Source organism: Bacillus sp. NEB1478 (assembly GCF_031582965.1).
GTDB lineage: Bacteria > Bacillota > Bacilli > Bacillales > Fictibacillaceae > Fictibacillus.
Genome location: NZ_CP134049.1, coordinates 2765942 through 2790734, shown reverse-complemented (window position 1 = coordinate 2790734; position 24793 = coordinate 2765942). Strand labels below are relative to the sequence as shown.

24 protein-coding genes, 1 pseudogene and 1 other annotated feature are annotated in these 24793 nt (G+C 35.6%); of the genes and pseudogenes, 18 read left to right on the top strand and 7 right to left on the bottom strand.

What is annotated here, in order from left to right; genetic code table 11:
* Window positions 1-49: 49 nt before the first annotated feature.
* Window positions 50-1144, bottom strand: a complete 1095-nt coding sequence (locus tag RGB74_RS13905; protein ID WP_310759895.1) for a citrate synthase/methylcitrate synthase — start codon at window positions 1142-1144, stop codon at window positions 50-52.
* A gap of 108 nt (window positions 1145-1252) precedes the next feature.
* Here RGB74_RS13905 and RGB74_RS13900 point away from each other — a divergent pair, with 108 nt between their 5' ends.
* Window positions 1253-2131, top strand: coding sequence for a LysR family transcriptional regulator (locus RGB74_RS13900; RefSeq protein ID WP_310759894.1), 879 nt, complete (start codon window positions 1253-1255; stop codon window positions 2129-2131).
* 38 nt (window positions 2132-2169) lie between these two features.
* Window positions 2170-2313, top strand: a pseudogene (locus RGB74_RS13895) (SAM-dependent methyltransferase); the annotation flags it as partial.
* 146 nt (window positions 2314-2459) lie between these two features.
* Here RGB74_RS13895 and RGB74_RS13890 read toward each other — a convergent pair.
* The 3 genes from RGB74_RS13890 to RGB74_RS13880 all read right to left on the bottom strand — a co-directional run bounded on the left by RGB74_RS13890 (window position 2460) and on the right by RGB74_RS13880 (window position 6236).
* Complete coding sequence (locus RGB74_RS13890) at window positions 2460-2897, bottom strand: hypothetical protein (protein ID WP_310759893.1); 438 nt, start codon at window positions 2895-2897, stop codon at window positions 2460-2462.
* A 170-nt stretch (window positions 2898-3067) separates the two neighbouring features.
* Window positions 3068-3742 carry an HAD hydrolase-like protein gene (locus RGB74_RS13885; protein ID WP_396135973.1) on the bottom strand — a complete coding sequence of 225 codons (675 nt, stop codon included), beginning with the start codon at window positions 3740-3742 and terminating at the stop codon, window positions 3068-3070.
* A gap of 73 nt (window positions 3743-3815) precedes the next feature.
* Window positions 3816-6236 carry an ABC transporter permease subunit gene (locus RGB74_RS13880; protein ID WP_310759892.1) on the bottom strand — a complete coding sequence of 807 codons (2421 nt, stop codon included), beginning with the start codon at window positions 6234-6236 and terminating at the stop codon, window positions 3816-3818.
* 216 nt (window positions 6237-6452) lie between these two features.
* On the opposite strand from RGB74_RS13880, the gene RGB74_RS13875 reads away from it, so the two are divergent.
* The 4 genes from RGB74_RS13875 to RGB74_RS13860 all read left to right on the top strand — a co-directional run bounded on the left by RGB74_RS13875 (window position 6453) and on the right by RGB74_RS13860 (window position 10088).
* A complete protein-coding gene (locus tag RGB74_RS13875; RefSeq protein WP_310759891.1) occupies window positions 6453-7298 on the top strand; it encodes a DUF2935 domain-containing protein in 846 nt (281 codons plus the stop codon).
* A gap of 237 nt (window positions 7299-7535) precedes the next feature.
* Window positions 7536-8330 (top strand): phosphotransferase, encoded by a 795-nt coding sequence (locus tag RGB74_RS13870; protein WP_310759890.1) that lies wholly within the window; start codon window positions 7536-7538, stop codon window positions 8328-8330.
* 271 nt (window positions 8331-8601) lie between these two features.
* The gene (locus RGB74_RS13865; protein ID WP_310759889.1) at window positions 8602-9060 is read left to right on the top strand and encodes an NUDIX domain-containing protein; all 459 of its coding nucleotides are present in this window, start codon (window positions 8602-8604) and stop codon (window positions 9058-9060) included.
* A gap of 134 nt (window positions 9061-9194) precedes the next feature.
* Window positions 9195-9448, top strand: a binding site (T-box leader).
* A gap of 76 nt (window positions 9449-9524) precedes the next feature.
* Window positions 9525-10088, top strand: coding sequence for a GNAT family N-acetyltransferase (locus RGB74_RS13860; RefSeq protein ID WP_310759888.1), 564 nt, complete (start codon window positions 9525-9527; stop codon window positions 10086-10088).
* 134 nt (window positions 10089-10222) lie between these two features.
* Here RGB74_RS13860 and RGB74_RS13855 read toward each other — a convergent pair whose 3' ends face one another.
* Both RGB74_RS13855 and RGB74_RS13850 read right to left on the bottom strand, forming a co-directional pair.
* Window positions 10223-10675, bottom strand: a complete 453-nt coding sequence (locus RGB74_RS13855; protein ID WP_310759887.1) for a GNAT family N-acetyltransferase — start codon at window positions 10673-10675, stop codon at window positions 10223-10225.
* Window positions 10676-10812: 137 nt separating this feature from the next.
* Window positions 10813-12084, bottom strand: a complete 1272-nt coding sequence (locus RGB74_RS13850; protein WP_310759886.1) for an MFS transporter — start codon at window positions 12082-12084, stop codon at window positions 10813-10815.
* Between the two features lie 233 nt (window positions 12085-12317).
* Here RGB74_RS13850 and RGB74_RS13845 point away from each other — a divergent pair, with 233 nt between their 5' ends.
* The 4 genes from RGB74_RS13845 (at window position 12318) to RGB74_RS13830 (ending at window position 15582) form a co-directional block, all read left to right on the top strand.
* The gene (locus tag RGB74_RS13845) at window positions 12318-13139 is read left to right on the top strand and encodes a GNAT family N-acetyltransferase (protein WP_310759885.1); all 822 of its coding nucleotides are present in this window, start codon (window positions 12318-12320) and stop codon (window positions 13137-13139) included.
* A 37-nt stretch (window positions 13140-13176) separates the two neighbouring features.
* Window positions 13177-13548, top strand: coding sequence for a VOC family protein (locus tag RGB74_RS13840; RefSeq protein WP_310759884.1), 372 nt, complete (start codon window positions 13177-13179; stop codon window positions 13546-13548).
* 431 nt (window positions 13549-13979) lie between these two features.
* Complete coding sequence (locus tag RGB74_RS13835) at window positions 13980-14822, top strand: STAS domain-containing protein (RefSeq protein ID WP_310759883.1); 843 nt, start codon at window positions 13980-13982, stop codon at window positions 14820-14822.
* 388 nt (window positions 14823-15210) lie between these two features.
* Window positions 15211-15582: a cyclic-phosphate processing receiver domain-containing protein gene (locus RGB74_RS13830; RefSeq protein ID WP_310759882.1), complete on the top strand. Its 372-nt coding sequence runs from the start codon at window positions 15211-15213 to the stop codon at window positions 15580-15582.
* A gap of 337 nt (window positions 15583-15919) precedes the next feature.
* Here RGB74_RS13830 and RGB74_RS13825 read toward each other — a convergent pair whose 3' ends face one another.
* Window positions 15920-16639, bottom strand: coding sequence for an alpha/beta fold hydrolase (locus RGB74_RS13825; RefSeq protein ID WP_310759881.1), 720 nt, complete (start codon window positions 16637-16639; stop codon window positions 15920-15922).
* Window positions 16640-17160: 521 nt separating this feature from the next.
* Here RGB74_RS13825 and topB point away from each other — a divergent pair.
* The 8 genes from topB (at window position 17161) to RGB74_RS13785 (ending at window position 24526) form a co-directional block, all read left to right on the top strand.
* Window positions 17161-19335 carry a type IA DNA topoisomerase gene (gene topB / locus RGB74_RS13820; protein ID WP_310759880.1) on the top strand — a complete coding sequence of 725 codons (2175 nt, stop codon included), beginning with the start codon at window positions 17161-17163 and terminating at the stop codon, window positions 19333-19335.
* A 360-nt stretch (window positions 19336-19695) separates the two neighbouring features.
* A complete protein-coding gene (locus tag RGB74_RS13815) occupies window positions 19696-20268 on the top strand; it encodes a GNAT family N-acetyltransferase (protein WP_310759879.1) in 573 nt (190 codons plus the stop codon).
* A 760-nt stretch (window positions 20269-21028) separates the two neighbouring features.
* Entirely contained in the window at window positions 21029-21649 is a 621-nt protein-coding gene (locus tag RGB74_RS13810) for a kinase (protein WP_310759878.1), read from the top strand.
* Between the two features lie 131 nt (window positions 21650-21780).
* Window positions 21781-22248, top strand: a complete 468-nt coding sequence (locus RGB74_RS13805; protein WP_310759877.1) for an SMI1/KNR4 family protein — start codon at window positions 21781-21783, stop codon at window positions 22246-22248.
* 120 nt (window positions 22249-22368) lie between these two features.
* Window positions 22369-22515, top strand: a complete 147-nt coding sequence (locus tag RGB74_RS13800; protein WP_310759876.1) for a hypothetical protein — start codon at window positions 22369-22371, stop codon at window positions 22513-22515.
* A gap of 356 nt (window positions 22516-22871) precedes the next feature.
* Window positions 22872-23144: a DUF2277 domain-containing protein gene (locus tag RGB74_RS13795; protein WP_310762884.1), complete on the top strand. Its 273-nt coding sequence runs from the start codon at window positions 22872-22874 to the stop codon at window positions 23142-23144.
* 409 nt (window positions 23145-23553) lie between these two features.
* A complete protein-coding gene (locus tag RGB74_RS13790; RefSeq protein WP_310759875.1) occupies window positions 23554-24042 on the top strand; it encodes a DinB family protein in 489 nt (162 codons plus the stop codon).
* A gap of 109 nt (window positions 24043-24151) precedes the next feature.
* Window positions 24152-24526 carry a YciI family protein gene (locus tag RGB74_RS13785; protein ID WP_310759874.1) on the top strand — a complete coding sequence of 125 codons (375 nt, stop codon included), beginning with the start codon at window positions 24152-24154 and terminating at the stop codon, window positions 24524-24526.
* The last annotated feature ends 267 nt before the right edge of the window (window positions 24527-24793 follow it).

Sequence of the window (24793 nt, the reverse complement as noted above, 5' to 3'; positions counted from 1 at the left end):
ATGAAGGCGTACATTCCAACCTAGGAAGTACGCCTTTTTATTGCACTGGCTATACTGTACCGTTAACCATTTTCCCCACATAGGCAGATTGTGGCCTGTAAATGGTGTTGTCTTCTGATTGTTCAATTACGTGTGCTGTCCAGCCGACGATTCTGCTCGCTGAAAAAGTCGGGGTGAAAAGGGAAGCATCAAGATTAATAGATTTCATAATTGCCGCTGCGTAGAACTCGACATTCGTATATAACGATCTGCCAGGCTTGTATTCTTCCAATAACGCTACAGCAATTTTTTCCACATCGATTGCTAAGTCAAGCCATTTATCCTGTCCGACTAAGTTTAATAGTGTTTCTTTCAAAGCAATACTGCGAGGGTCGTGTGTCTTATAAACACGGTGTCCAAAGCCCATCAGTTTTTCTTTATTGTTTAATTTATTGCGGATCACTTTTTCTGCATCACCGACAAACGAGACTTCATTTAAAAGATCGATCACTCCAGATGGAGCGCCGCCGTGAAGCGGTCCTTTCATCGTACCAACCGCAGAAGTGATAGCGGACACTAGATCAGATTCAGTGGAAGCTGTAACCCTTGCTGAAAAAGTAGAAGCGTTCATCCCATGTTCGAGGGTCAATATCATATAGCTTTCGAGCGAAGTAACGTGCGCTTTTTGTGGAACGGTTCCATTCAGCATGTACAAGTAATTCGCAACATGATCTAACTTATCATGAGGAGGGATAAAATCTACACCATCTAACGCTCTTTTTCGGTAGGCGATAATTGTTGGTATAATAGCTGTCAGTTTGATAGCTTGAGAGATTGTTGGTTTCCAAGCATAATCTTTCGTTCCAAGAGAAGAAATAACGGTTCTTAGTACACTCATCATATCCATGTCAGTGGGAAGGCTGTTTAAAATATCGATCATACGGAATTCGAGTGAACGGTTTGCCTGCAATTCTTCTTTCAAAGCTTTTAATTCTTCCTCGTTCGGAAGCTTTCCGTACCATAATAGATAAGCTACTTCTTCAAAAGAGTATTTATTCGTCAAATCGTTGATCTCATAGCCTCTGTAAATGAGTTGTCCTTGATCTCCATCAATATGGCTGATGGAGGTTTCCGTTGCCACAATACCTTTTAATCCCTTAATCATAACAACATCTCCTTCCTTTACTTAGTATCATTGTATACAATGAAGATGATTAAGAAAATTAAATCTTTTTAAAGGACAGCTTTAGTATTTTTAATAAGGAGTGTAAACATGGAATTCAGCTGGCTTACCACTTTTATCACAGCAGCAGAGTGTGAAAACTTCAGAAGGACGGCAGAAATTCTTTACATTTCACAGCCGTCTGTAACCGTTCATATCAAACTTTTAGAAAAAGAAATCGGTACGGAGCTCTTTCGTCGTGAAGGAAAAAAGATCAAGCTTACAGAAGAAGGAAAGAAGTATCTGCTGCATGCGAAAGAACTGATCAACGTATATCAGCGGGGATTGGAAGATATGAAATCTCTCAGTCAAGGGTATACATCACAGTTTTCTATCGCGATATCACCTCTTATCGCAGACACCATCTTGCCTTCAGTTTTGAAGAGATACTTAAGTAAAAATCCTAATGTGGAAATTAACGTGAAGATCATCGAATCCATGGACATTGAAAAAGCAGTGCTAGATGAAGAAGTCGATATTGGCTTATCCTGTTTAGAAAGCACGAATCCAGATCTGACATGCCGACCGTTATATAACGATAAAGTTGTACTCGTTTCAGCACATGATGGACGAGATTCCGAAACGGCACCGCCATTGGATGAATCAGATGTACTGAACAACAACTATTTGCTGACCCATAATCATCCGGGCTATTGGGATGTGCTGCTCAAGCAAATCAAAAGTTTCTATCCATCACAAAGAATGATGAAAGTTTCACAGGTGCATATCACAAAACGATTTATATCAGAAGGAATGGGCGTTTCCTTCTTACCGTCATCCACAGTTAGGAGGGAGCTGTTGGAAGGCAGTCTGCTAGAGGTCGATTGCCATTCGATCACACTTCCGGATGCCAACACATATGCCCTCATGAAATATGAACATTCGAGACAAAAAGAGTTTGTAGAATTTATTTCTAAATTCCGATTTTAGTAAGGAGATGAAATCATGCTTAAACAAGAAAAATTGCAGTAACGCTGTTGGAATATTGTGATGAAAATGAATGGGATGAAAAAAGAGGATTCATCTATCGTTCAAAACGGTTCGATCATCGCAATCATCAAGGAAACCTTATTGTCGTTTCTATAATTGTGGATGCTGTAAAACCGCAATAAACAGCCGCGCTATTCGCCAATAAGAAAACTCATAAATCGCATGTTAATTGGCAATTGAAAAAGCACTGCAAATCGCAGTGCTTAAAACTATCTTATTTTTGCTTTTGTCTTATTGCTCCAAATCTTGAATACACAATCTTTTGTATTTAGTTCAATATAGCCGCCTTTTTAAGGGAGGACTTTAGGGTAGAACTCAATTTTTTGTAATCTGGTTCCCAATAATAACCACTACTATCTAGTGTGACGGTATTATCCATAACCCAAAAATTACCCCCATATATAGCTTTATTATCTGTTCTGATTAAAAGTTCTTTATACGGTTCTGGTTTATTTTGAGGAGGAAAATTGAAAGATTCAATCTTTGAATATTTTTTCATTTTTGAAACAACCTCTGCAATTTTCAAAACCTGTTTTTTATCTGTAACAATATAGGAATGGTTTTCTGTTTGAACAATAACTTCTTTTAATTCTTGTTTTGAAAGATTGAATCCCCAAATTGATAAATAAGTTTGCTGATAATAAACAAATGATCCGATTGCTACTAAAACGATAAATGCTAAAATACTCGCTATCTTTACAAGCACTCATACACCATCCCTTTATAAATTTGTGGCTGTTACTATATCCAATTTCACATTTATAACAATGAGAGAGATCTTCCAGCTTTTTAGGTGTACGCTGTTATTAATTTGAAATAAGTTTTTAGCACACAATGCATACTTAAGTGGTTCAGCAGTCTGTATTCGTTTGCGAATTATCCCTGTACTGTATATGTTTTTAATTGTTCTTGGAAAATGGTTTTCAACTCCAGTAAATCATCAATTACTATGTCAGCTTGTGAAAGTTCAATTTCTTGTGCAAAATCAAAATTGCAGCCTATCGAAACAAGATTATTTTGTTTTGCGGCCATAATATCTGACAAACGATCACCAACGACAGCACCACTCGATATCTTGTATTTATTCATGATGAATCGAACCAAATCGGACTTATTTTGTGTGGAGATTTGCTGTATACTAAACGTTTCCGTTACCCATAGATCCAATCCAAAATGAGCTACTATGGATGTTAAATATTCAGTTTGGCCGTTACTGGCAATAAAAATGGAACAGTTCTCATCCTTTAAATATTGAAAGACTTCAGTCACATTCGGGTACAATGATCCCATTCCTTCAAGGATATTTGCAATTAAATGGTCATGAAAAGTTGCATTAGCTTGTACATGATTTTCTATTGAGTGATTTGGCATTAATGTTTCCCAAACAACGGGTAAGGGAACTCCCATAATCTGACGATACTTTTCAATAGGTGTCACATCATTCCATTGCCCAAAAGACCGTAATCTATTAAATGTATCTTCGAGTGATCGTTCTAAAATTTTATCTGTTTGAAACAAAGTACCGTCCATGTCAAATATGAATGAAGTCATTTCTGTATCCCCTTAGTAATTTCAAATTAACCGCTTCAATTTCCCATCTTATCATTGGCTGGCTAAATCCATGTTACTGCATTTTCTCGATGCTCAACCACCATAAATCATCTCCAAAACGGAAAAAGTTAACTTTGTAATCGCCTTTGTAAAAAATAAACATCGTGTTGTTCGAAGATCTTTCGTCAGGTTTCTGTGCCATTGTTTTCATGATCTCTTCACGGTTCGCATGGATATTTACTTGGAAACTTGTGATGATTTTATCTTGATCGACATTTATGAATAGCTGATGCCCTTTATACGTAAAGGAAAGAGTAGTAATGTCATCACGCGTCTCTTCTTTATCAGGTTTACCGAAATTTCCGGTATTGACCGGTTCGCCGATTTTAAGAGGCAAAGGATTAATCATACCTTCATTAAATTTATTTACGAGTGTTTCGTTCAACGTTACATATTGACCGACTTCTTGCAACGGAGCGGCAGCAGTTTCCGATGGTTCAGTCTTCTTCTCAGCTGCTTCTGCTACCGGAACAGGTTTAACGAGTTCCCGCTCAAACTTCTTTATGTTATACACATTCCCACTGATAAAAAAGACGACAATCACGATGGAAGCAAGTCCCTTAACATGAAGAAAAGAAACATTGTAAAACTTACTTCTAATTTCAGGAAGCTTTTTAATCGCTTCGAGCATAAAGTTAATAGCAATAACACTCGCAGTGAAAAATAAAACCGGGATCAAAATCAGATGGGGACGAATTAAAATTTGATTATAAAAAGAACCGATCATACCCGACCATTCGTTCGAAACTGAAATGGCGATTTTATCTGCGTCACCAAAAGTGTATGGTTCTAAAATTGTTCCTCCAAAAAACATTTTCAACAGTCCCAGATGTGCAAAAAGTATCAATACGTACATCGTCTGCTGAACAAAAACAAAAGACAGCTTTGGCAGTAAATGTGGCAAAAGATGGCGCCAAAAGATGTGGAAACGGCTTCCTCCTAATAACTTCGCTCCTGTAACGAACTCTTTTTCATAAACCGTATCAATCTCGGATGCGATCATGACAGAAACAACCGGGAGGGCAATGACTGTCATAATGATAATTTGAAAGAAACCTTTTTCCCAGAAATCAAATTTTTCCGAAATCAAGACAGGAAACAGAAAAAACAAAGTAAGTAAAGCAACAGGTACATAGTGAATCGATTCTGAGACGCCTCTTAAAGTGTTCTTGAAAACAGGAGGGGAAAGGTGCAGAACCAACCCGATCAAAAACGAGATTAATAGTCTCAATAAACTGATGATGATAGCGATGCCAATTGTATATTTCGCACCAGATAAAATGCGGTAAAAGGAATCATAGCCAAACTGATCAGTCCCAAACCAAAAACGTGATGAAGGTTCAAAAGGCGCCTGATCGAGCGGAGTGATCCCATCTTTATCATAGATCACCTGCAGTTGCGGAATGAAGTCATCATAACGAACATGATGGTAGAAACTTAAGAATAATAAACTCGCAATAAAACAAAAACCAAACGCAAATAACGGTTCTCGAAAAACAGAAATGAACGGCTGAAGCACTTTTATTAAAACAGATAAACCTTTTTTAAAGTATGGAATCAAAAAAGAAAGTGAAGCTTCAACTTGTTCTTTTGGTGAAGTTTTATTTGTCACCCAATAACCGAACAAAAAGAACATGTAAACCGGAATGAAAATGAGAATACATACAATTGCAAAAATCTCTGGTGTTCCATATTCATACACAAAATTCGAAACGCCAAAAATATTGAATAAGAGCTCAATCACCAGCAAATTGGACAACATGAACCATATGATGACTTTTGACTGATGAAAAAGAGTCTTTAATGTATGAGGTAAAATATGATGAATCAATACGTGTAAACGAGTCAGACCTTTTCCTTTAGCAGTCAGAATATATGGTTCATCCCATTCTTCCTCCATCTGATGCAAAAGGATTCGAAAACAAAAGACTGCAGGGAGAATGGTCAAACAGAAGATCGGTATAAAATACGGCTGTTCATGATAGGAAGTAGCGACCGGAAACAATAAATGATTAGTCTTCTTGTAGTACCAGATGATAAAGAATTGCATACCCACGGCAATCATAATGTCAGGAACTGCTTCGAAAAGGAAAGAAATAAATCGTACGATCCTATATAAAAACGGAGGCAGAGCGGATACTAGTATGCTGAAGACGATAGCTATGGCCACAGCAATAAATAAGGAAGTAAATAATAGGGTCATTGAATAAAAGTAGGGATCTAAAATAGCGGGGATGACATCTCTTACAACGCCTGCTTCATTTTGGTACGTGATTGAAAAGGGGTGGAAGACGGATGAAATTATTTTGTTAATCCCTTCTAGATACCTAGAAAAGCTGAAGGTCATCCCTTGAAATGCAAAGGGGATCGCTCCCATAAACAATATTCCTGCTAAAGACAAAATGCCTATTACGGATAATTCTTTCTTTTTCAATAAGACCACCCTTTATCTCTTTTTCTATATTTTACCATATAAGTAACCTAATTACTGTTAGATTTCAAGAAAACCTCAGTGGTGGATTGTGATATAACAAGGCATGTTTGCCTATTTTTCTAAAACATATTTACGATGCAATTTTGTTGTAGGTATTTTTAAATGAATCACTTAATAATAATAGAGCGAGCGCAGCATTTACTGGGAGGGTTTTAGATGAACGGAGATGGCAGTGTATTACACCCAGATACAGGAGTTACATCAGGTTTGTTTGTTGATCGTTCGTTAAATGAAATACGTTTTTGGTCGAGGATTATGAAAGAACATTCACTGTTTCTTCGATTGGGCTTCAGAGCAGACGATACTCAACTCATTCAAGAGGCTAACCAATTTTACCGATTGTTTGAACATATCGAACAAACTTCCTATTCCTATACGAATCAAACAGATCCTGAAAGTATAAAAAAGTTTAATACAGAAGTCCAAATTGCGGCAACCAGTATTTTTAAATTTAAACGAAAAGTATTAGGGTTAATTCTCACATGTAAAATGCCGGGGGCAAATAATTTTCCGCTGTTGGTTGATCATACAAGCAGGGAAGCCAATTATTTTAGAAACCGATTAATTGAATTAAATGAAGGAAAACTGAAACCACTTCCTGACGCCATTATTAAAGAAAATGTCTTCTTCTTAAGGATTATGGCAGATCATGCGAAATTTATCGGTCACTTGCTGGATCCCTCTGAAAGGAAGCTAATTGATATAGCTCGAGATTTCAGCAATGATTTCGATCAATTGATGTATCAAGCGAGAGACCTTGATTCAATGCGGCCACAATCTCAAACAGTTCCTTTATTAGATCAATTCCTCGATCAAAATCGTGTGTCGGTCTCATCTCTTCGTGACTTCAAGAAAACGGCACGCGATTTAATTGAGCAATGTAAAATCAAGAGTATTATCCATCCGCTTTTAGCTGACCATGTTTTCCGTGAAGCGGATAGGTTTCTCGAAATCATTGATATGTTTGATGCTCATCTTACAAGCGGCAGCCAGCAATCCTGATCGTTTATTAAAGTGCCTTACTTCTTGAGGGAAGTAGGGTTTTTTTTATGAAAATTGGAAGGTAGTTAGTTGAAGGAACGAAATTTAACGTTTGTGTTTTTTAAAGGGAATAAAAACTTTTTGAGGAATTAAAAGAAAGTCCAATAAAAGAAGCATTCAAGCCCATTGAGATGAAATTGAAGATCTTGATTTAGAAGTATCCTCTTCAGAAAGTTAAAAGATTAAGGGAGGCGTAATATGTCTAATCACTCAAATGAAGAAAAACTAACCGGGGGAAACGTCTCCAGTGTGTATCGATCAGGTAATACTGTTTTGCGAGAGTTAAAGCCAAGCAGTCAGAAGATTCATAGATTGCTGCAGCATCTAGAAAATAAAGGCTATAAATTTGCACCGAAGTTCTTGGGGATCGATGAAAAAGGAAGAGAAATCTTAACCTATATGGAAGGAGAAGCAGGCAACTATCCATTGAAGACCTATATGTGGTCTGATGAATCGTTAATTAAAATTGCGAAGATGCTTCGTCTTTATCATGATGCGGTGAGTGATTTTCCTTTTGATGAAAATTGGCAGCCGTTAGATCAAACTCCAAAACCGTTAGAGATCATCTGCCATAATGACTTTGCTATTTATAACATCATTTTTGATAAAGAAGAACCTGTTAGTATTATTGATTTTGATGTGGCAGCACCTGGTCCAAGAATTTGGGACATCGCCTACACCCTATATACATGTGCACCTTTAAGCAGATTTTATCATTCTGAAAAGGGTGAGCAGATTAACTATGATTCATCAGTGCATGCGAATCGGATCAAAGAAAGAGTGAAAATGTTTTTCGATTCGTACGGTGAGGAAGTAAAACAGGTTTTTTCAGAAATGGTTTTGCTGCGATTAGAAGGATTATGCAAAACAATCACAAGAAAAGCGAATGAAGGAGACATTGCCTTTCAAAAGATGATAGAAGAAGGACATCTTGAACATTATCAAGAAGATATAAAATTCATTCGTGACCAAGGTAAAGAGTGGTTTATTTAACCAATTAGTGCTAACGTGGAATTATTGGAATTAACGTGGAATTATTAGAAATAACGTGGAATTATTGGCTGCGACCGTGGATAAAAAGTAAAATGACAGCTCCAAACGACGAAAGAAACGATTTTCTAAGGGGGGAACGACCTTTTATGTTGTCCTGTCCTTATTTTTTTGTCCAATCATGAAAAAACGAGTATAAAAAAAACAATTTATTGATCTCTTTTTGCTTTTTAAAACTTGTATACTGCTAGATTGATGATGTGGAGGACAAACAATGAGAGCTGCTTATCAAGTTTTAGTTTTACCTTATCTAATGGAAGAGAACTCGATAAAATTTGCCATCTTTCAAAGAGCTGATCTAGGGTATTGGCAAGGAATTGCTGGAGGAGGAGAGGAAGGGGAAACAATAGAAGATTCAGCTAGGCGAGAAGCATTTGAAGAGGCGGGTATTGCAGCTGATTCTGCTTTTCTTCAACTGGATACTACTTCATCGTTACCTGTAGAACATGTGGTTGGAAGCTTTCTATGGGGAGAAGAGGTGTTTGTCTTAAAGGAATATGCCTTTGGAGTCGAGGTCAAAAATAAAGATCTTTCCCTTTCGAAAGAACATGGATTATACAAGTGGACCACTTATGAAGAAGCACAATTCTTATTAAAATGGGACAGCAACAAAACAGCCTTGTGGGAGTTAAACCAGCGATTGATCAAGTGTAAAAACATGATACATAAGTAATTGGTCTTAAAGGAAAGCTGTCCGGTGGGGCAGCCTTTTAATTTTATAAATGTTAAGAAGTTATAATAATTCGTGGGAATTTTTGACAATATTAATAGTATTAGAGTATACTAACCTGAAAAATGAAAATATCGATGTAAGCGCTGAAGAGAAGAGTAGCTAACGATTAATTATTAGCAGAGAGCTCCCATATTGCTGAAAAGGAGTAATAATTAGTTTAGCGAAAAAAGTCTCGGAGCTTCTTATTAAGCTAATGAAACACATTAGGGATTATAAGACGGTTTCTTCCGATATAAAGATAGGGTATGTTTTGTACCTGAAGAGGTTGATATAGTGATGTATCAACAAACTGAGGTGGTACCACGATAGTTCAACTCTCGTCCTCAAGATTATTGATCTTGGGGGTGGGAGTTTTTTTGTTGTCTAAAAATAAATAAAGAAAGACATGAGAAAGGGGAAAACAAATGAATCCAATTTTATTAGAAGTTCCAATGCGAATAGAAACTGAAAGATTAATACTGCGGGTACCTTTAAAATCGGGGGATGGAATGATCGTTAATAAAGCAATAAAAGAATCCTTCAACGAATTAAAAGTCTGGTTGCCATTTGCACAAACGCTTCCTTCTGTAGAAGAAACTGAAATTAACTTAAGAGAAGCTCATCTGAAGTTTTTACAAAGAGAAAGTTTTCGTTTTCTAATTTTCCATAAAGATAGTCATGATTATATTGGAACAACGAGTATTCAAGGAATATGCTGGGACATCCCGAAATGTGAAATCGGCTACTGGATTCATACCAAATTTGGCGGGAATGGATATATGATTGAAGCACTAAAAGGTTTAACGAACTTTGGGCTAAACCAATTCCAATTTAAAAGAATAGAAATCAGGTGTGAATCAACCAATCATAAAAGTAGGGCTATCCCTGAAAAACTGGGATTTGAGTTAGAAGGAATTTTGAAGAATGAAGATTTATCCGCAGATGGTAGAAGACTTACTGACACATGTATTTACGCCTTAACTCAGTAATTAGAACAATATCAAAACGACCAGTTTTATGTCTGGTCGTTTTCTTATTTTTTTATTTTTCACTGATTTAGGTTATGTTGTAATGTCATACAACCACCACTCTTTTTACTTAGTTGAAGTAATTTTCCACAAACCTATAAATCCTGAGTGAGTCGAATCATATCCCTGCAATGTATACCATTTTCATAAATTTCTTCTGGATAGTGCTTAATGAAAAAATCCATATCAACACCAATAATTCTAAATCCACATTTTTGATAGAGAGCCAATTGTCCAATGCCTGCGTTTCCAGTACCAACTTCGATTGTTTTGTAGCCTTTTTTCTTTGCTGTGTTAATTGCATTCATAACTAACTGTTTTCCAATACCTCTACCATGTTGATCCTCTGTTACTGCAACATTCACTAACTCGATTGTCTCAGGTCTTGTTGGAAGTAATACATATACTCCAACGATCTTCTGTTCACTTTCTGCTATAAAACATTCTCCCCTATTAACATATTCCTTAACAATCTCTTCAGAGGGGTCTGCCAATAACAACAATTCCATTGGAAGATTTTCACCTATGTTTAATTTCCTAATATTCATTATTAATCTCCTATAAATTTATATTGAAACAATTTGTCAGTTCACTAATATCCTTACTTCAATAAAACTGGTCTCTTTTACATTATCCAAATTTAGTTTAGTACTAGTATCAACGCAGCCTCTTTTTGCGGTTTCTTCTACTGTTTTTGTGATATTTTCGAGTTTTTCTTTTTTTCCTCTTTTATTAAAATGACGCCAAACAGTCCCATTAAAGAAAAGAGAACAGGGATGATAAATCCATAATGATAGGCAGCATTTATTGAATGCTGAGGAAAGAGATCGAGTACACTTCCGAAAATACTTGGTAATAATACCGCGCTTAGAAACCCACCCATATTGGCAAATCCTGCGGCAACACCTACTTCTGTCATCGGGAAGGACTTTCTTACGACGGCAAAAGTTAAGGAGCTCGCACCATTTCCGAAACCTATGAATAACAGTAAAATGACTACCATAATAAAAGATGGCTTTATGCCGGACAAAAACAGTCCTATCCAACTAAAAAACACAACGATATGAATAAGGATATAGATCCTTTTTATCGAATCTAATCTGCTTGTAATCCAGCTGATTAAAGGACCGCCAATCATGGCGCCAAAAAGACCATACATAATAAGCTGGCTTGCTTCAGACCGCGACAAGTCAAACACGTGGATACCATATGGAACTCCCCAGGAACCTATAAATCCAACATATGTACCAACCACCCCAAAGTGGCAAAGGAATGTTGCCAAAGCTTGCCGAGTAGTAAAAATTCTGCGCAGTATGGACCAAACACTTGGTCTGTCCTCAACAGATTCCTTCTTCAATTTGGAATCATCATCCTTAAAGATTTGTTTTGGTTTTGCAACAAGAACGGTATAAAGAAGATAGGAAGATAACATTAAAATAATACCAATACTAAGGAATGGCGATCTCCAGCCTGTAAGTGAAATCCAATAGGAAAAAGGAACAGTAGCTGATAGTGACCCAAAGCTTGCGACCAATGAAACGACTCCTAACAATCCTACAAATTCCTTTACCTTAAACCATTGACTTAAAATAATAACCAAGTTGACAAAAATCATGGAATCTCCAATTCCCACTAATAAACGAGAAAAAATTAAAAGATACTCATTCGGAGCAAGGCTGAAGAGGAGGCTTCCTAAGCCATTAAGAAGTGTACCTATAATTAGGAATCGATTAGGCCCATATTTATCAGCTAAGAGACCAACCGGAATCTGTAATCCTGCGTATGCCAGAAATTGAATACTGCTCAATAGACCTATTGTGGAAGCTGATACATGAAAATCCTTCATTAATTGATCGGTAATAAGCCCTGGAGCTGTTCTTTGGCTCACAATTAAAAAGTAAGCAAATAAGACGGTGCCAAATACCACCCATCTATAGCTGCTTTCTTGTTTGTTCATCTTGATGTTTCCTTTCCTAAAAAAATACTAGATAATCTATTATTGCATATTATAGGCGATAAATACCCTGTACGGATGGAAAAAGATTCTAGTTAATTAAGGGGATCAGGGTTTTGACAATAAGGAGTCTATCTTTAATGTTTTGAAAAGGAAAATAATCCAACCGTATTGAATTATTAGGAGGACAAGCAATTCATAAGCGAGAAACGATTCAATAATAAAGGGGACAATGAATGTTAACGACAAAACAATTACAAGACATTGAACAATTGCAAAAAGAGTGCGAAACCCATGATCATGTTCAACTAAAGCTTAACTGGGAAATGTTAAGAAAACGCGAATCTGATCAGCTGGATTTTCTTCATTATGAAAAAGACGAACTTGTAGCATTTTTAGGTTTGTATCCATTTGGATCCATGGTAGAAGTGTGTGGCATGGTGAAACCAAGTGAACGGCGGAAGGGATATTTCAGCTTTTTGTTCCAGAGAGGAATGGAAACTGTAAAACAAAACAGATACAAGAAAATTCTATTAAACGCACCTGCTGGATCAGAGTCTGCAAAAGCATTTTTGATTAAACAAAATGCTGTTTATTCATTTTCAGAACATCAAATGGAGTGGCAAGAAAGAGCTCTTGAAGAAGTGGACGGTATTACACTCCGACAAGCAAACGAAGATGATTCAGACATGCGTATACGTATATCAGTTGAGGCATTCGGTATGGATGAAGAAGATGCCATTGCGATGGAAAGCAAGATCGATGGAGATGAAGGCAACGAAATGCTAATGATTGATGTGAACGGAAAGTCGGTAGGGAAAATTCGTTTCAGACGAGAAGATGGACAAGTCTGGATCTATGGATTTGCCATTTTGCCAGAGCAGCAAGGAAAAGGAATTGGAAGGAAAGTATTGCGCCAAGTTATTAAAGATCAAAATTCAGCTGGCCACTCGGTACACTTGGAGGTCGAAACGAATAATGACCGTGCTCTAGGTTTATATGAATCAGTTGGATTCGAAAAAGTACACTCACAAGATTACTATATTTATCAATTTTAAAAGCAAGTCAATTTTATAAAGAGAGGAAATTTTACATATGAAACTAGGAGCATTCTCTGTAAGTTTAAGTGTAAAAGACATACACAAATCGAAAGCTTTTTATGAGAATCTAGGATTTGAAACCTTGGGAGGAGACATTACCCAAAATTGGCTCATTTTGAAGAATGAAAGTTGCGTTATCGGTCTTTTCCAAGGAATGTTTGAAAAAAACATGCTCACTTTTAATCCGGGATGGAGTCAAAATGCCGAAAATCTCGATTCTTTTACAGACGTTCGTGACCTTCAAAAGCAGCTAAAAACAAAAGAAGTTCAATTTTTAACAGAAGCGGATGAAACAAGTGAAGGTCCAGGAAGTTTTATGATTAAAGATCCAGATGGAAATCCCATTCTTATAGATCAACACAGATAACGATGACTCAAAAGAAGACTAATTATTAGTTACGTGGAATTATTGGATATTATCGTGGAATTATCGAAAATAACGTGGAATTATTGGACTTAACCGTGGAATAAAATAAAAATGATAGCTTCATAGCAGAAGAAACAACAAGGATATTATGATTAGAAGACCTAATTATCGAGTCTGTCGTGTTTATTCTATAAAATGGCCACGAATAGTGGGAAAAAAGCTTCAAGATAATCAAAAAAGACTCCAAGATGTAAATTTCTCTTTGAGTTTTTTTATTTTTTTCTAATTTAAGTGCAGGAAATTTGCTGAACGATCTTAGTGAATAAAAGGTAAATGGCTGAATGCACTTTGTGCGAGACATTAATATAGTAAACTTATTATTTAATAGGATATAATGGTAGAAAATAGTTAAAAAGTCCTTGGAGGATCTTATGAATAAAGAATTGCAGCAACTCGGGGAAACAATTATCAAACAAAGACATGAAATCGCGGAGATCATTCATTCTGACCGGATGGAAGGCGTGATCATGACACAAGCGGAGAAGAACGAGTTTCAAAAAATAGAGCCGCAGATTCTAAAATTGCGAGCGGAGTTTATCAATCTATTTGGAGAAGCGTTAGTTGATTCTCATGATCAAAGCAGCTCTATTGAAAAGGTAAAACGCTGGGGGAAAGAAACAGGGGAGTACTTATTCAAGCTAGGAGCTCCATTAGAGGAAGCGTTAAAAGATACGAGCTTTTACCGGGAATCGATTTGGAAAGTCATTAAAAAAGAGGCAACTGCACAAGGTTTGTCAGCTGCTACAATTTTTGAAGTAATAGAGATTATTGACCCACTCTTGGATCATGCCGTTTATTATTTCAGTTTAAACTTTGTTCAGTCTCACCAAACAGTGCTTGAACAAGCAAAAGCAGCCTTCTTAGAGTTGTCTGTTCCTATTGTACCTTTAATAAAAGGAACAGGGGTTTTGCCGTTAATCGGTAATATTGATACAGAACGAGCAAAGTTATTAATGGAAGAAACATTGAACCAAGCAGTTAAGTTAAAATTAGAAAATCTGATCATCGATGTATCAGGTGTCTTGATTGTCGATACGATGGTAGCAGACCAGCTTTTAAGAGTAATTAGTGCTTTATCATTACTAGGAGTTAAGACCATTCTAACGGGTATCCGTCCAGAGGTAGCACAAACGATGGTTGCTCTAGGGGTAAACCTTGAAAACATCGAAGTAAAAGGGAATTTGCATCAGGCATTTAGCGATCTGCAAGCCTAAGCAATAGAGGGAAGCTCAAAAGCTAACGGAATTTTTTATTGAGTGAAAACATGCCAAACGTATCATAATTAGCACTAAAAGCCGCAGCGAAATTCGTTGCGGTTTTTTCGTTGTGGGTGGAACCACTCCTTTTACCACCTGGATTCGTATCATATTAATTGTGGCGCAGTAGGATTTAAAGGAAGGAATAACGAATATTTATTAAGGTGAAAAAATGAACTGACGTTAAACATTGGATAGTTGAACAAACAAGGAATTAAACCTTTGTTTATAATTCGAAGTTGTTATTTTAATGTAGAATCTATGTTAAGATAATACATGTAATCTATTTATTTTGGGCTTTTTTGACTTTTCTTAGTCACCCCCTTTATAAGGAAGGGAGTAAGAAATGGATACAATCAGTGTTTTCTTAGATGACTATAGGATAGAACCAGAAGGCTATGTTTTAACGGAGACGATTGACGAGTGTTTAGAGTTGTTACGAAACTTTAACGTCGAACATCTTTCTTTAGATCACGACTTATTAAATAAAAATAGGAATGGTTTAATGCTTGTTCAAATGATGGTGGATGAAAATCTATTTGCTAACCGCATTACTATTCATTCCGCTAATTCAGTTGGGGGCAAAGCTATGTTCAGATGTCTAAAACAGGCACAAACGGATTCCATTATTTCCAACGCCACCATTATATCCTTAAGGCCGTTGCCTCTAAATTTTTACCCGCCAGGTGTTCTGCAACATTATCTAGACGTAATGTAAGTTATGCATCTTTTAATTGGGAATTGAGGTCAATCCGGACAAAGCATCAAATTTTAAAAAGAAGATAGATTCGTGTATTTAATGGATTCTGCAGAAGAAAAAAACATAAAATACTTATAAAATAGCCAAGTAATTCGCATATGAATTACTTGGCTATATTTTGTATTTATTGAGTTTTATAGCAGCAAGAGGATATTTTTCTTTTATAGTTATGCCTTACTAATGTATCTACTATTATTTTCATCAAAATGGGACTTATCTTTATTAGATAATGAACTTAATAGCAATAAAATAATTCCCACATAGATAATACCACCACTTTGTAAGAAAAACTTTTTTAATAGAGAATTTTGTTAGATATCTCTTTGGAATCTCTTGTTTTTAGAAAATTATTAACTGCATCTAAAAAGTCTGGTAGATTATCATCGTGAACAAAGTGTCCCGCGCCCACTATTGTCACCAATTCGCAATTCGGAATAAGCTTTGAAACTTCTGTTAATTTGTCTTTTGGCGTTTTACTAGACCCACCACTTATAATAAGAGTTGGCATTGAAATCTCAGTCAAACCTTCCCACCATTCGGGTTTGTTATTAATACTAAGTATCGAGGGAACAACCTCCCAATCAAACGGTAGAGGATGAGAGGGCTTGGAAGGTATTTCTTTTGGTTTATCTTGAAAAGGAGGTCCAATGTCCTCAATAATTAATCGCTCTAACCTGGTTGGGTATGTTTCTGCGAAAAGATAGGATACTATTCCTCCCATTGAATGACCTATTAGGGTAAACCTCTCAAGATTCAATTCGTTAGCAAAATGAAGTAAGTCATCACACATGAGTTCAATTGTATATGTACTCGTTCTTGCACTTCCACCGTGTCCTCTTTGATCTAAAGCTAAGACACGATATTCTTTTCCTAATACAGCGGCCGCTTTATCCCATGATTCTGCACTTTCCCCTAGCGCATGGAGTGCAACAAGCGGCGGTGCAGTAGAATCTCCACTCTCACGATATGTAAAAGTAAGTCCATTCAGTTCAATTTGTTTTACTTGTATTTCCATTTTTAAATCAACTCCAATTGGCATTTTTTTAAAAAGCCCGATTTATTTCCATTCTTGTATTTCACCACTGTTGTAACAATTCCTGCTCAAGTCTACTTTTCTTTATAAGCTTTATTCGTCTTCCAAGCTCAGATCGTTGTATCGGGAAACATGCTCTGTTGCAGTGATGAGAAACGACGTATGGAATATTACATGAAACTCTAAAGATGTATGCCAAACCCAATGAAGAGCGAGACATCATGATTAAAAAAGTAGGAGCAAACGGTTTATGGTTCAGTGGTAATCAAGTGCATATGGAGCTTGTTTGATAATATTTGGGTAAAGAAAAAAGGAGAAACAACTTGAACCTTCCAGGTCATGATTATAGAATCAGAGGATGATTATTGGATTATAACGAAATGATACAATAAGAAGGAAACTAAGTGATATGGGAATAAACTTTTTTGAAAAAGTCCCTTACTTAAAACCTGAATTTCAGCTTTCTTTTAGTAAAAAAATTTAAGTGCAAAGGTGAAGTTAAGATGAGCAAAGTAGTCATTCTAGCAGAAAAACCATCACAAGCTAAGGCTTATTCAGACGCGTTTTCTATAAAAAAGAAAGATAAAACTCATATTGAGTTAAACCCATGCAGTATATTTCCGAATGGAGCAATGATTACATGGGGAATTGGTCACTTGGTAGAGCTGAAGCAACCAAAAGAATATAAACCAGAATGGGGAACTTGGCGCTTATCTTCCTTACCGATCTTGCCTGAACGTTATGAATTTAAGGTAGCTTCAGGAAAATATGAACAATTTAATGCTGTAAAATGGTTATTTAAAGAAGCTGACATTATCATTAACGGATGTGATGTTGATCGTGAGGGTTCTAACATCTTTTATTCGATCTACCATATGACAGGAGTTAGAGGCAAAATTATTAAACGCCTTTGGATTAACTCTCTAGAAGTGGATGAAGTCCGAAAAGGGTTTTCAAATCTTCACGATAACAAGAAAGATTTATTACTTTATTCTGAAGCTAAAACACGTCAAATCTCTGATTGGCTCGTTGGAATGAACGGAAGCCGCCTTTATACTTTACTTTTACAACAAAAAGGCCTTAAAGATAGCTTGAGCATTGGCAGAGTGCAATCTCCAACAACGTATTTAATTTATCAAAGGCACCTCGAAATTGAAAATTTTGTTCCAAAACCATTTTATGAAATTGAAGGTAACTTTTCAGCTGCCAACGGAAAATATAAAGGAAAAGCAAAAATAAAAAGTGAAAACAAAGAAGAAATTCTACAGCTGTTAAATCATCACAACATAACAGGTAACGATACTGGCATCATAAAATCCGTATCAAAAAAGGAAATGCGTATCAAATCACCTAAGTTGCACGCTCTCTCTACACTGCAATCAACAGCAAATAAACGATGGAAATACAGTCCAAAGAAGGTTCTTGATACTGTTCAGAAACTGTACGATAAGAAAATTCTATCCTACCCAAGAACAGACACACAATTCATTACGGAAAATGAGTTTGCCTATTTATCTGCTAATCTTGAATCCTATCAAGATCTAATAGAGAACCCCTTTACTGCAGCTTCTATAAAGCCAAATAAAAGGTATGTAGATGGATCAAAGGTACAGGAGCACTATGCGATTGTTCCTACAAAAAAGGTTCCAACACGTGCAAAAATTCAAGGTTTATCAATAGAAGAGAGAAATATTTACTTTGAAGTATTGAACACAACCTTAGCTATGTTTCATCATGATTATGTGTACGAAGAGACAAAAGTCACAACGGTTGTAAATGGTTTAGACTTTGAGACGGTAGGAAAAACAGAAATCAGCAAAGGTTGGAAGGAACTGTTTAACTACGGTTCAAATGACAACACAGCTAAGAAAGATGAAGCTTCTATTCAAGCACTTCCTAAACTTGAAAAAGGGGAGAAAGTAGATAGTATTGTCAAAATGAAAGAAGGTATGACCACTGCTCCTAAGCCATACACGGAGGGTCAACTTATTTCTATGATGAAAACGTGTGGGAAATCGGTTGAAAATGAAGAAGAAATGGAAATTTTAAAAGAAGTTGAAGGCTTAGGTACTGAAGCTACAAGAAGTGGAATCATCGAAACCATTAAAAAACATCAATACATCGAAGTAAAAAAGAACATTGTTCATATCACCGAAAAAGGGAAGATCTTGTGTCAGTCGATAGAAGGTAACCTGCTTTCCAGTCCTTCCATGACGGCCAAATGGGAAACATATCTAAAGAAAATCGGAAACGGAAACGGTACATCTCAAGCTTTTTTGGGAAGTATTGCAAGGTTCTTAAATAAATTGATTGAAGAAGTACCTGAACAATTGAAAGTAGATTCCATCCAGCAGAGTATTGATAGTGTTAAGAATGTGAATCAGATCGCAATCACTGTATGTCCTCGTTGCAAAAAAGGAAGTATCACCACGAATCGTTCTTTCTATGGCTGCTCAGAATATGCAAGTGGTTGTAAACAAACCTTCCCAGGAAAATTACTCAGTAAAAATATTACTGAAAAACAGGTGAAGGATTTATGTACAAAAGGCAAAACCAATGTAATTAAAGGATTCAAGCCAAAAGCCAAAGAAAAGAAAAAGTTTGATGCTATGCTCATATTAAAGGATGACTTTTCGATAGGATTTGAGTTTCCGCAAAAACAATTTGCTAAGAAATAAATAAGTATAACAATTTAGTGCTTTCCAACTAAATGGGGAATTTATGGAGGGGCGAAAAGAACAATGGACACACTGACAACCACTTTAACTTTTGTTTTACTTACTAGTCTCTTATGGAAGTGTTTATCTCACCGTTAAGCATGCAAGTACACTTAAACGTTTGTTATTCCATAAATGGATGCGTTGATCCAAAAATGGTGACCAGATGCTCCATCTCCAAATAAACAAGAGGAAAAAGAGTAATTTATCTAATATTCAACAATCGGGACAGATTGTGGAATAATACTGTCGTTGCGTTAGTAGACAAATACTGGGTGTTAAGAAGGAGTTTGATTTTATTTTATAGAATAACATGGGTGAATGTTTTATGGAGAGAAAAAACTAACGAAAAAAGGGTGTATTATGGAAGTGATTGCTGAAACGGAACGATTGCTATTAAGGGTTTTTAATGAAATGGATGTAGAGGATGCAAAGGCATTTTGGGGAGATCAGGAAGTTATGGAGCATTGTCTCGGAGCTATTCCTCACGATCACTTACATAAAGCTTTGGCTGCATATGCAGCTTGCCACCAGGAAAAAGGTCTTTCAGTATATGCGGTTATAGAAAAAGAGTCAAATAGGGTAATTGGTTCAGCTGGATTTAACGTAAGAACTACTATTGAATCAGTAGAATTGCTTTACCATTTTTCTAAAACTGCATGGGGAAAGGGATACGCAACAGAGGCTGCAACAGCATGTGTTGATTTTGCTATTAAAAATCCTAATTTAAAGATGATTTACGCATCCGCTGAATCAAAAAATACTGGTTCTCTAAAAATATTAGAAAAAGTTGGGTTTGAGTACAAAGGCATGAAATGGTTTGATGATACAAATCAGGAAGAGCCGTATTATGAATTAAATATTAAAGTAAAAGTAAAAAACGGTAGTACCTAATTTAAGATTAAATACTAATGGATCTTAAAATTTAAAGCAAAATAATTAAACAAATTTGGCTTAAGTCATTGATAGGTTTTCTTTAACACTCGATTGCATTTCTTCAAGAAGGAGGAGTGCATTTTTTATTGAATTTCTTATTGAACAAACGTAGCAGTTTAGTTGAATAAGAAAAACAATCAGCAGAATATAATTATATGACTACATAAATAGTTTACAGGAGAATTCTGTGAATGATAAATTTTACCAACATAATTAGGACGCAAATGACATTTGGAAGAAAATAGGGGATAGTATCGTGTTAGTATTATTACTTCATATTTTGATAAGTTTCATGGTGTTAGGAATAGCATTGGTTCTAGGTCGAATAGTTGAATTTAAAAGAAGTGCTCTAAATAATATGGTTGCGATAACTGCATTATCAGGGATTTTTTTAGTAGGTACAGGTATGTACATTGGAATAGGAGAGTCTTTACATGCATATTTCTATATAACCTTTATATTACAGTTAATTATTATTTGTCTTTTATTTTTTAACTATCGTCATTTTAAAAAGGCGGGCAATTCAAAATTCATAAACATCTCTTCCATGATTCTAGTTATTATTAGTTATTTAACTTATGTTTACTATATTATAGGGAGCTATTTATATTAGTGGGTGCGTTAATTGAAGATCCAAAGGGATGCTTACCAATTTATAATAATAAGGGCAGCATTAGTTAATAATTATCTAACTAAATAATTTTGAGGTGAGAAATAGATGTATGTCAATGAAGTGGTTAACGAACTGCTGAATCAGTTTAAAAACAGAACAAATAAAGAACGCCCTTTTAATATAGCTGTTGATGGTTTGAGCGGATCAGGAAAGACAACTTTAGTAAAAAAACTAGAGAATGAGCTAAAAAATAAATGTATTGTTAGCTTATTTCATATTGATGATCATATCGTGGAAAGAAATAAAAGATATAATACTGCTTTTGAAGAGTGGTATGAATATTATTATTTACAATGGGATATGGAAATGATATCCGAAAAATTGTTAAAAAGTTTACACAGAAACTATTCAGAACTAAACCTTCCTTATTATGATAAATCTATTGATAAAAATGCAAATAAGAAAGTACACATAACACCTAACAGCATTATTCTTATAGAGGGTATTTTTCTGCAAAGAAGAGAATGGATAGCATTTTATGATTACACTATTTTTTGGGACTGTCCAAGAGAAATAAGGTTTGAAAGAGTTTTAAATAGAGATTATATTGGTGATTCCCAAACAAGATTAGATAAATATAAAAGAAGGTACTGGCTGGGAGAAGAGCATTATTTAAATACAGAAGAACCCATAAAAAAAGCAAATAAAATTTACATAGTTAATTAGATTTCGCCAAAGATTAATGTATAGTTATTTTTTTTACTTAAAATCGGGTGTATTTCTTCAAAAAGGAGAATTGCACTTTTCTATTGAAGTAAAAGAACAGCTTAATAGAAAAGATTTGAGGAGAGAAATAAATGTTAATAAATAAAGCGTTTGAAATAATCGAGGATCATTCAGATGACGCAGATTTTATTGGTGAAATTAAAGATCAAATAATTGATTCTGCTGAAGCAGCATTAAATGTAAAATTCCCGATGAGTTATAGACTTTTTTTGAAGAAGTATGGTCTTGGAGATATTTTTGGAGAAGAAATTTACGGTTTGGGAATTGAAGAAAATGGAGTTCCAAGTATGACTTGGATTACAAAACAATTTAGACAAGAGGAAGACTTACCAAATCATTTAATTTGCTTTTACTTCACAGGGTATGATGGCGTGTATTTTTGTTTAGATTGTTCCAAAGTACAAAATCAATATGATGATAATGCTGAGGTTGTTTCTTTTGTTAGTGGGTTACCGATTGAAGAGCAAAAATTTGAAGTTGAAGCAGGAAGCTTTGGCGAATTTTTATTAAATACATTGCAAGAGTCAATAGAGGATTGATTAACTAATAGCAGAATCGGTATTCAACGATCGGGTGCATTTCTTTAAAAAGAGAAGTGCACTTTATTTTGGAAATATAGGACAGATTACATAAAAATAATTAAGAAAGAGGAATAAATGATGAGTATCATTCTAACGGTTATACCATTGGTTTTTTTCGGGATTTTTGTATGGCTAATTTTTTCGACACTCGTAGATATAACTGAACAGTTGAAAGAACAGAATGACGTTTTAAAAGAATTGGTTCGAGAGAGAAAAAATAACTAATTGCTAGGATTTTAAAGCATATTTAGTAAATTAATATTCTACAATCTGGTGCATTTCTGTAATCAGAAATGTGCCTTTTTTATATGAAACGGGTGCTTTAGTTGAAGATCAAAAGGGCTGATAATAGCATAAGAAATAAACCAGGAGCAATAAAGGTTGCTCCTAATCTTATTCTATTTAAACAGCAGTAAAGTAATAAGATTATCAACCAGGAGCATTTATATTAACCATCCTTGTTGTATTTTTTAGAACACTTTCTGGTTCTAAAAAAATTCGAGTTCCTTTTTAAGTAGAAAAGGATTGTAAGGATCTCTTGTGGAATGGAATGTAGAATAAGAAAACAAAAAGGAGAAATTATGTGCCGAAACATTAGAACATTATTTAATTTTGACCCACCAGCTACCGATGAAGAGATTCATGCAGCAGCTATTCAGTACGTCAGAAAGATAACGGGCTATAACAATCCCTCAAAGGTAAACGAGGATGCTTTTAATCACGCAGTCAATGAAGTAGCAATGATAACTAAGAATTTATTTGATACTATGGAAACCAGTGCAGAACCTCGCAATCGTGAAGTCGAAGCTGAGCGTGCTCGTGTCAGATCAGCTAAAAGGTTTGGTACAAGTTAGCGAGGAATAACATTCTTATAATGAGCAACAATCAGTGCATATCTCTAAAAAGAGGTCTGCACTTTTTTATTGAACTTACAAACGAGTAGAAATGTTGAAAAACATGGGAACTTCGGTTGATTTGCATGAAAACGAGACTTTAATGTTTTCAATATCTACATTTAATAGTAAAAATCATCACGATATGGTTATGGAAAAAGTTGATAGGAATAAGGAAATTTCGATAATAGGATGCATTTCTGTAGTAAGAAGAAATGTGTCCTTTTTTATGCATCAGGCCAGATTTTGGAGTAAGGAAGGTAATTAGGTGGTTCATCTTGAAGTTGTAAGTTATGTCAGAACAGCACGCCGTAATGAATTTTATCCAACACATTATCTAGTAGAAGGATTACATTGGAGGGAATAGAAAATGGATGTAAGGACACTTTTGTTACAGCAATGGGCAAGCTGCTTAGATCAAGAAGACTGGTTTCCACCACTTGAAAAAGTGTTAGAGGATATCACATTTGAACAGGCACTTTGGAAACCAGCTGAGGGGGCACATTCCATTTGGGAATTAGTCTGTCATTTGCTTTTCTTTGAAAAAAGAATTCTGTTACGATTTCTTGGTGAAACAGCAAATGAACCAAAGGCAGAAAATAATGATGCTACATATCGATTACCAACTGAGACGTCTCAAAATTGGCAGAAAACAAAACAAGAATACTTTTATGTTCATCGTGAACTAGAAAAAATACTAGCAACATCAGAACTAGAAGATTTGTACAGAGAAATCCCAAAAGACAATCCATTAATGATTGAACTGAAGAGTTTAGCAATGCACGACGCCTATCATATTGGGCAAATTGTATTCCTTAGTAAAATGCAAGGAGTTTGGGCAGCGAAACGCAGCTTTTAAAACAAGCTAAAAATTGTATGAATAAAAAATAGTACAGTTTAGTCGCTTTTTCATTTTGCTGATCGTATTAATAGATTTATAAAATTTGAGTGATCTAGGAGAGATGACAATGATATTTTTATGCATGGGCTATTTCAACCCTGAAAAAATGGATGCACGCCCAAGGGCGGAGATTGATGCCGTAATGAGTGAATGCCAGCCGCACATTGAGAAATTTTACGAAAGCGGTAACGTGCTGATTGATGCCGGTCTAGACTCAGAGACCAAAAGCTTGCGCCGTGTGGACGGTCAGGTGATTGTTACAGATGGTCCATTAACAGAAACGAAAGAGAGGATCGGCAGCGTATTCATTTTTGAAGCAGAGAGTATGGATGAGGCGATTCAGCTTGCCTCTCTTCATCCGACAACACAAGTCGACAGAGCGGAAGAGTTTGGCTGGCGCACCGAAATCCGTCCTGTTCATTTTTTTAAGAATGATAAATAGGTTACTATAATAAGCGTATTTCTTAGTGATTAATAGTGAAGAGCCTTGTTCGTTTGTAGTTTAACTGAGTCGAAATGGGTAAATTCATATTACAGTTCTGTAGTGAAAAAATTTTATTAGAAGGTACCAGAATGACTCAACTTATACGATTTGAATTGTTAGGTTTCTAAACGTAATTGAAAGGAGCTTTTTAACACATGAGTGATCTGAAATTGATCAAAACATATATAAGTTTTTTGATTCACTTGAGCAACTAAGACATAAACC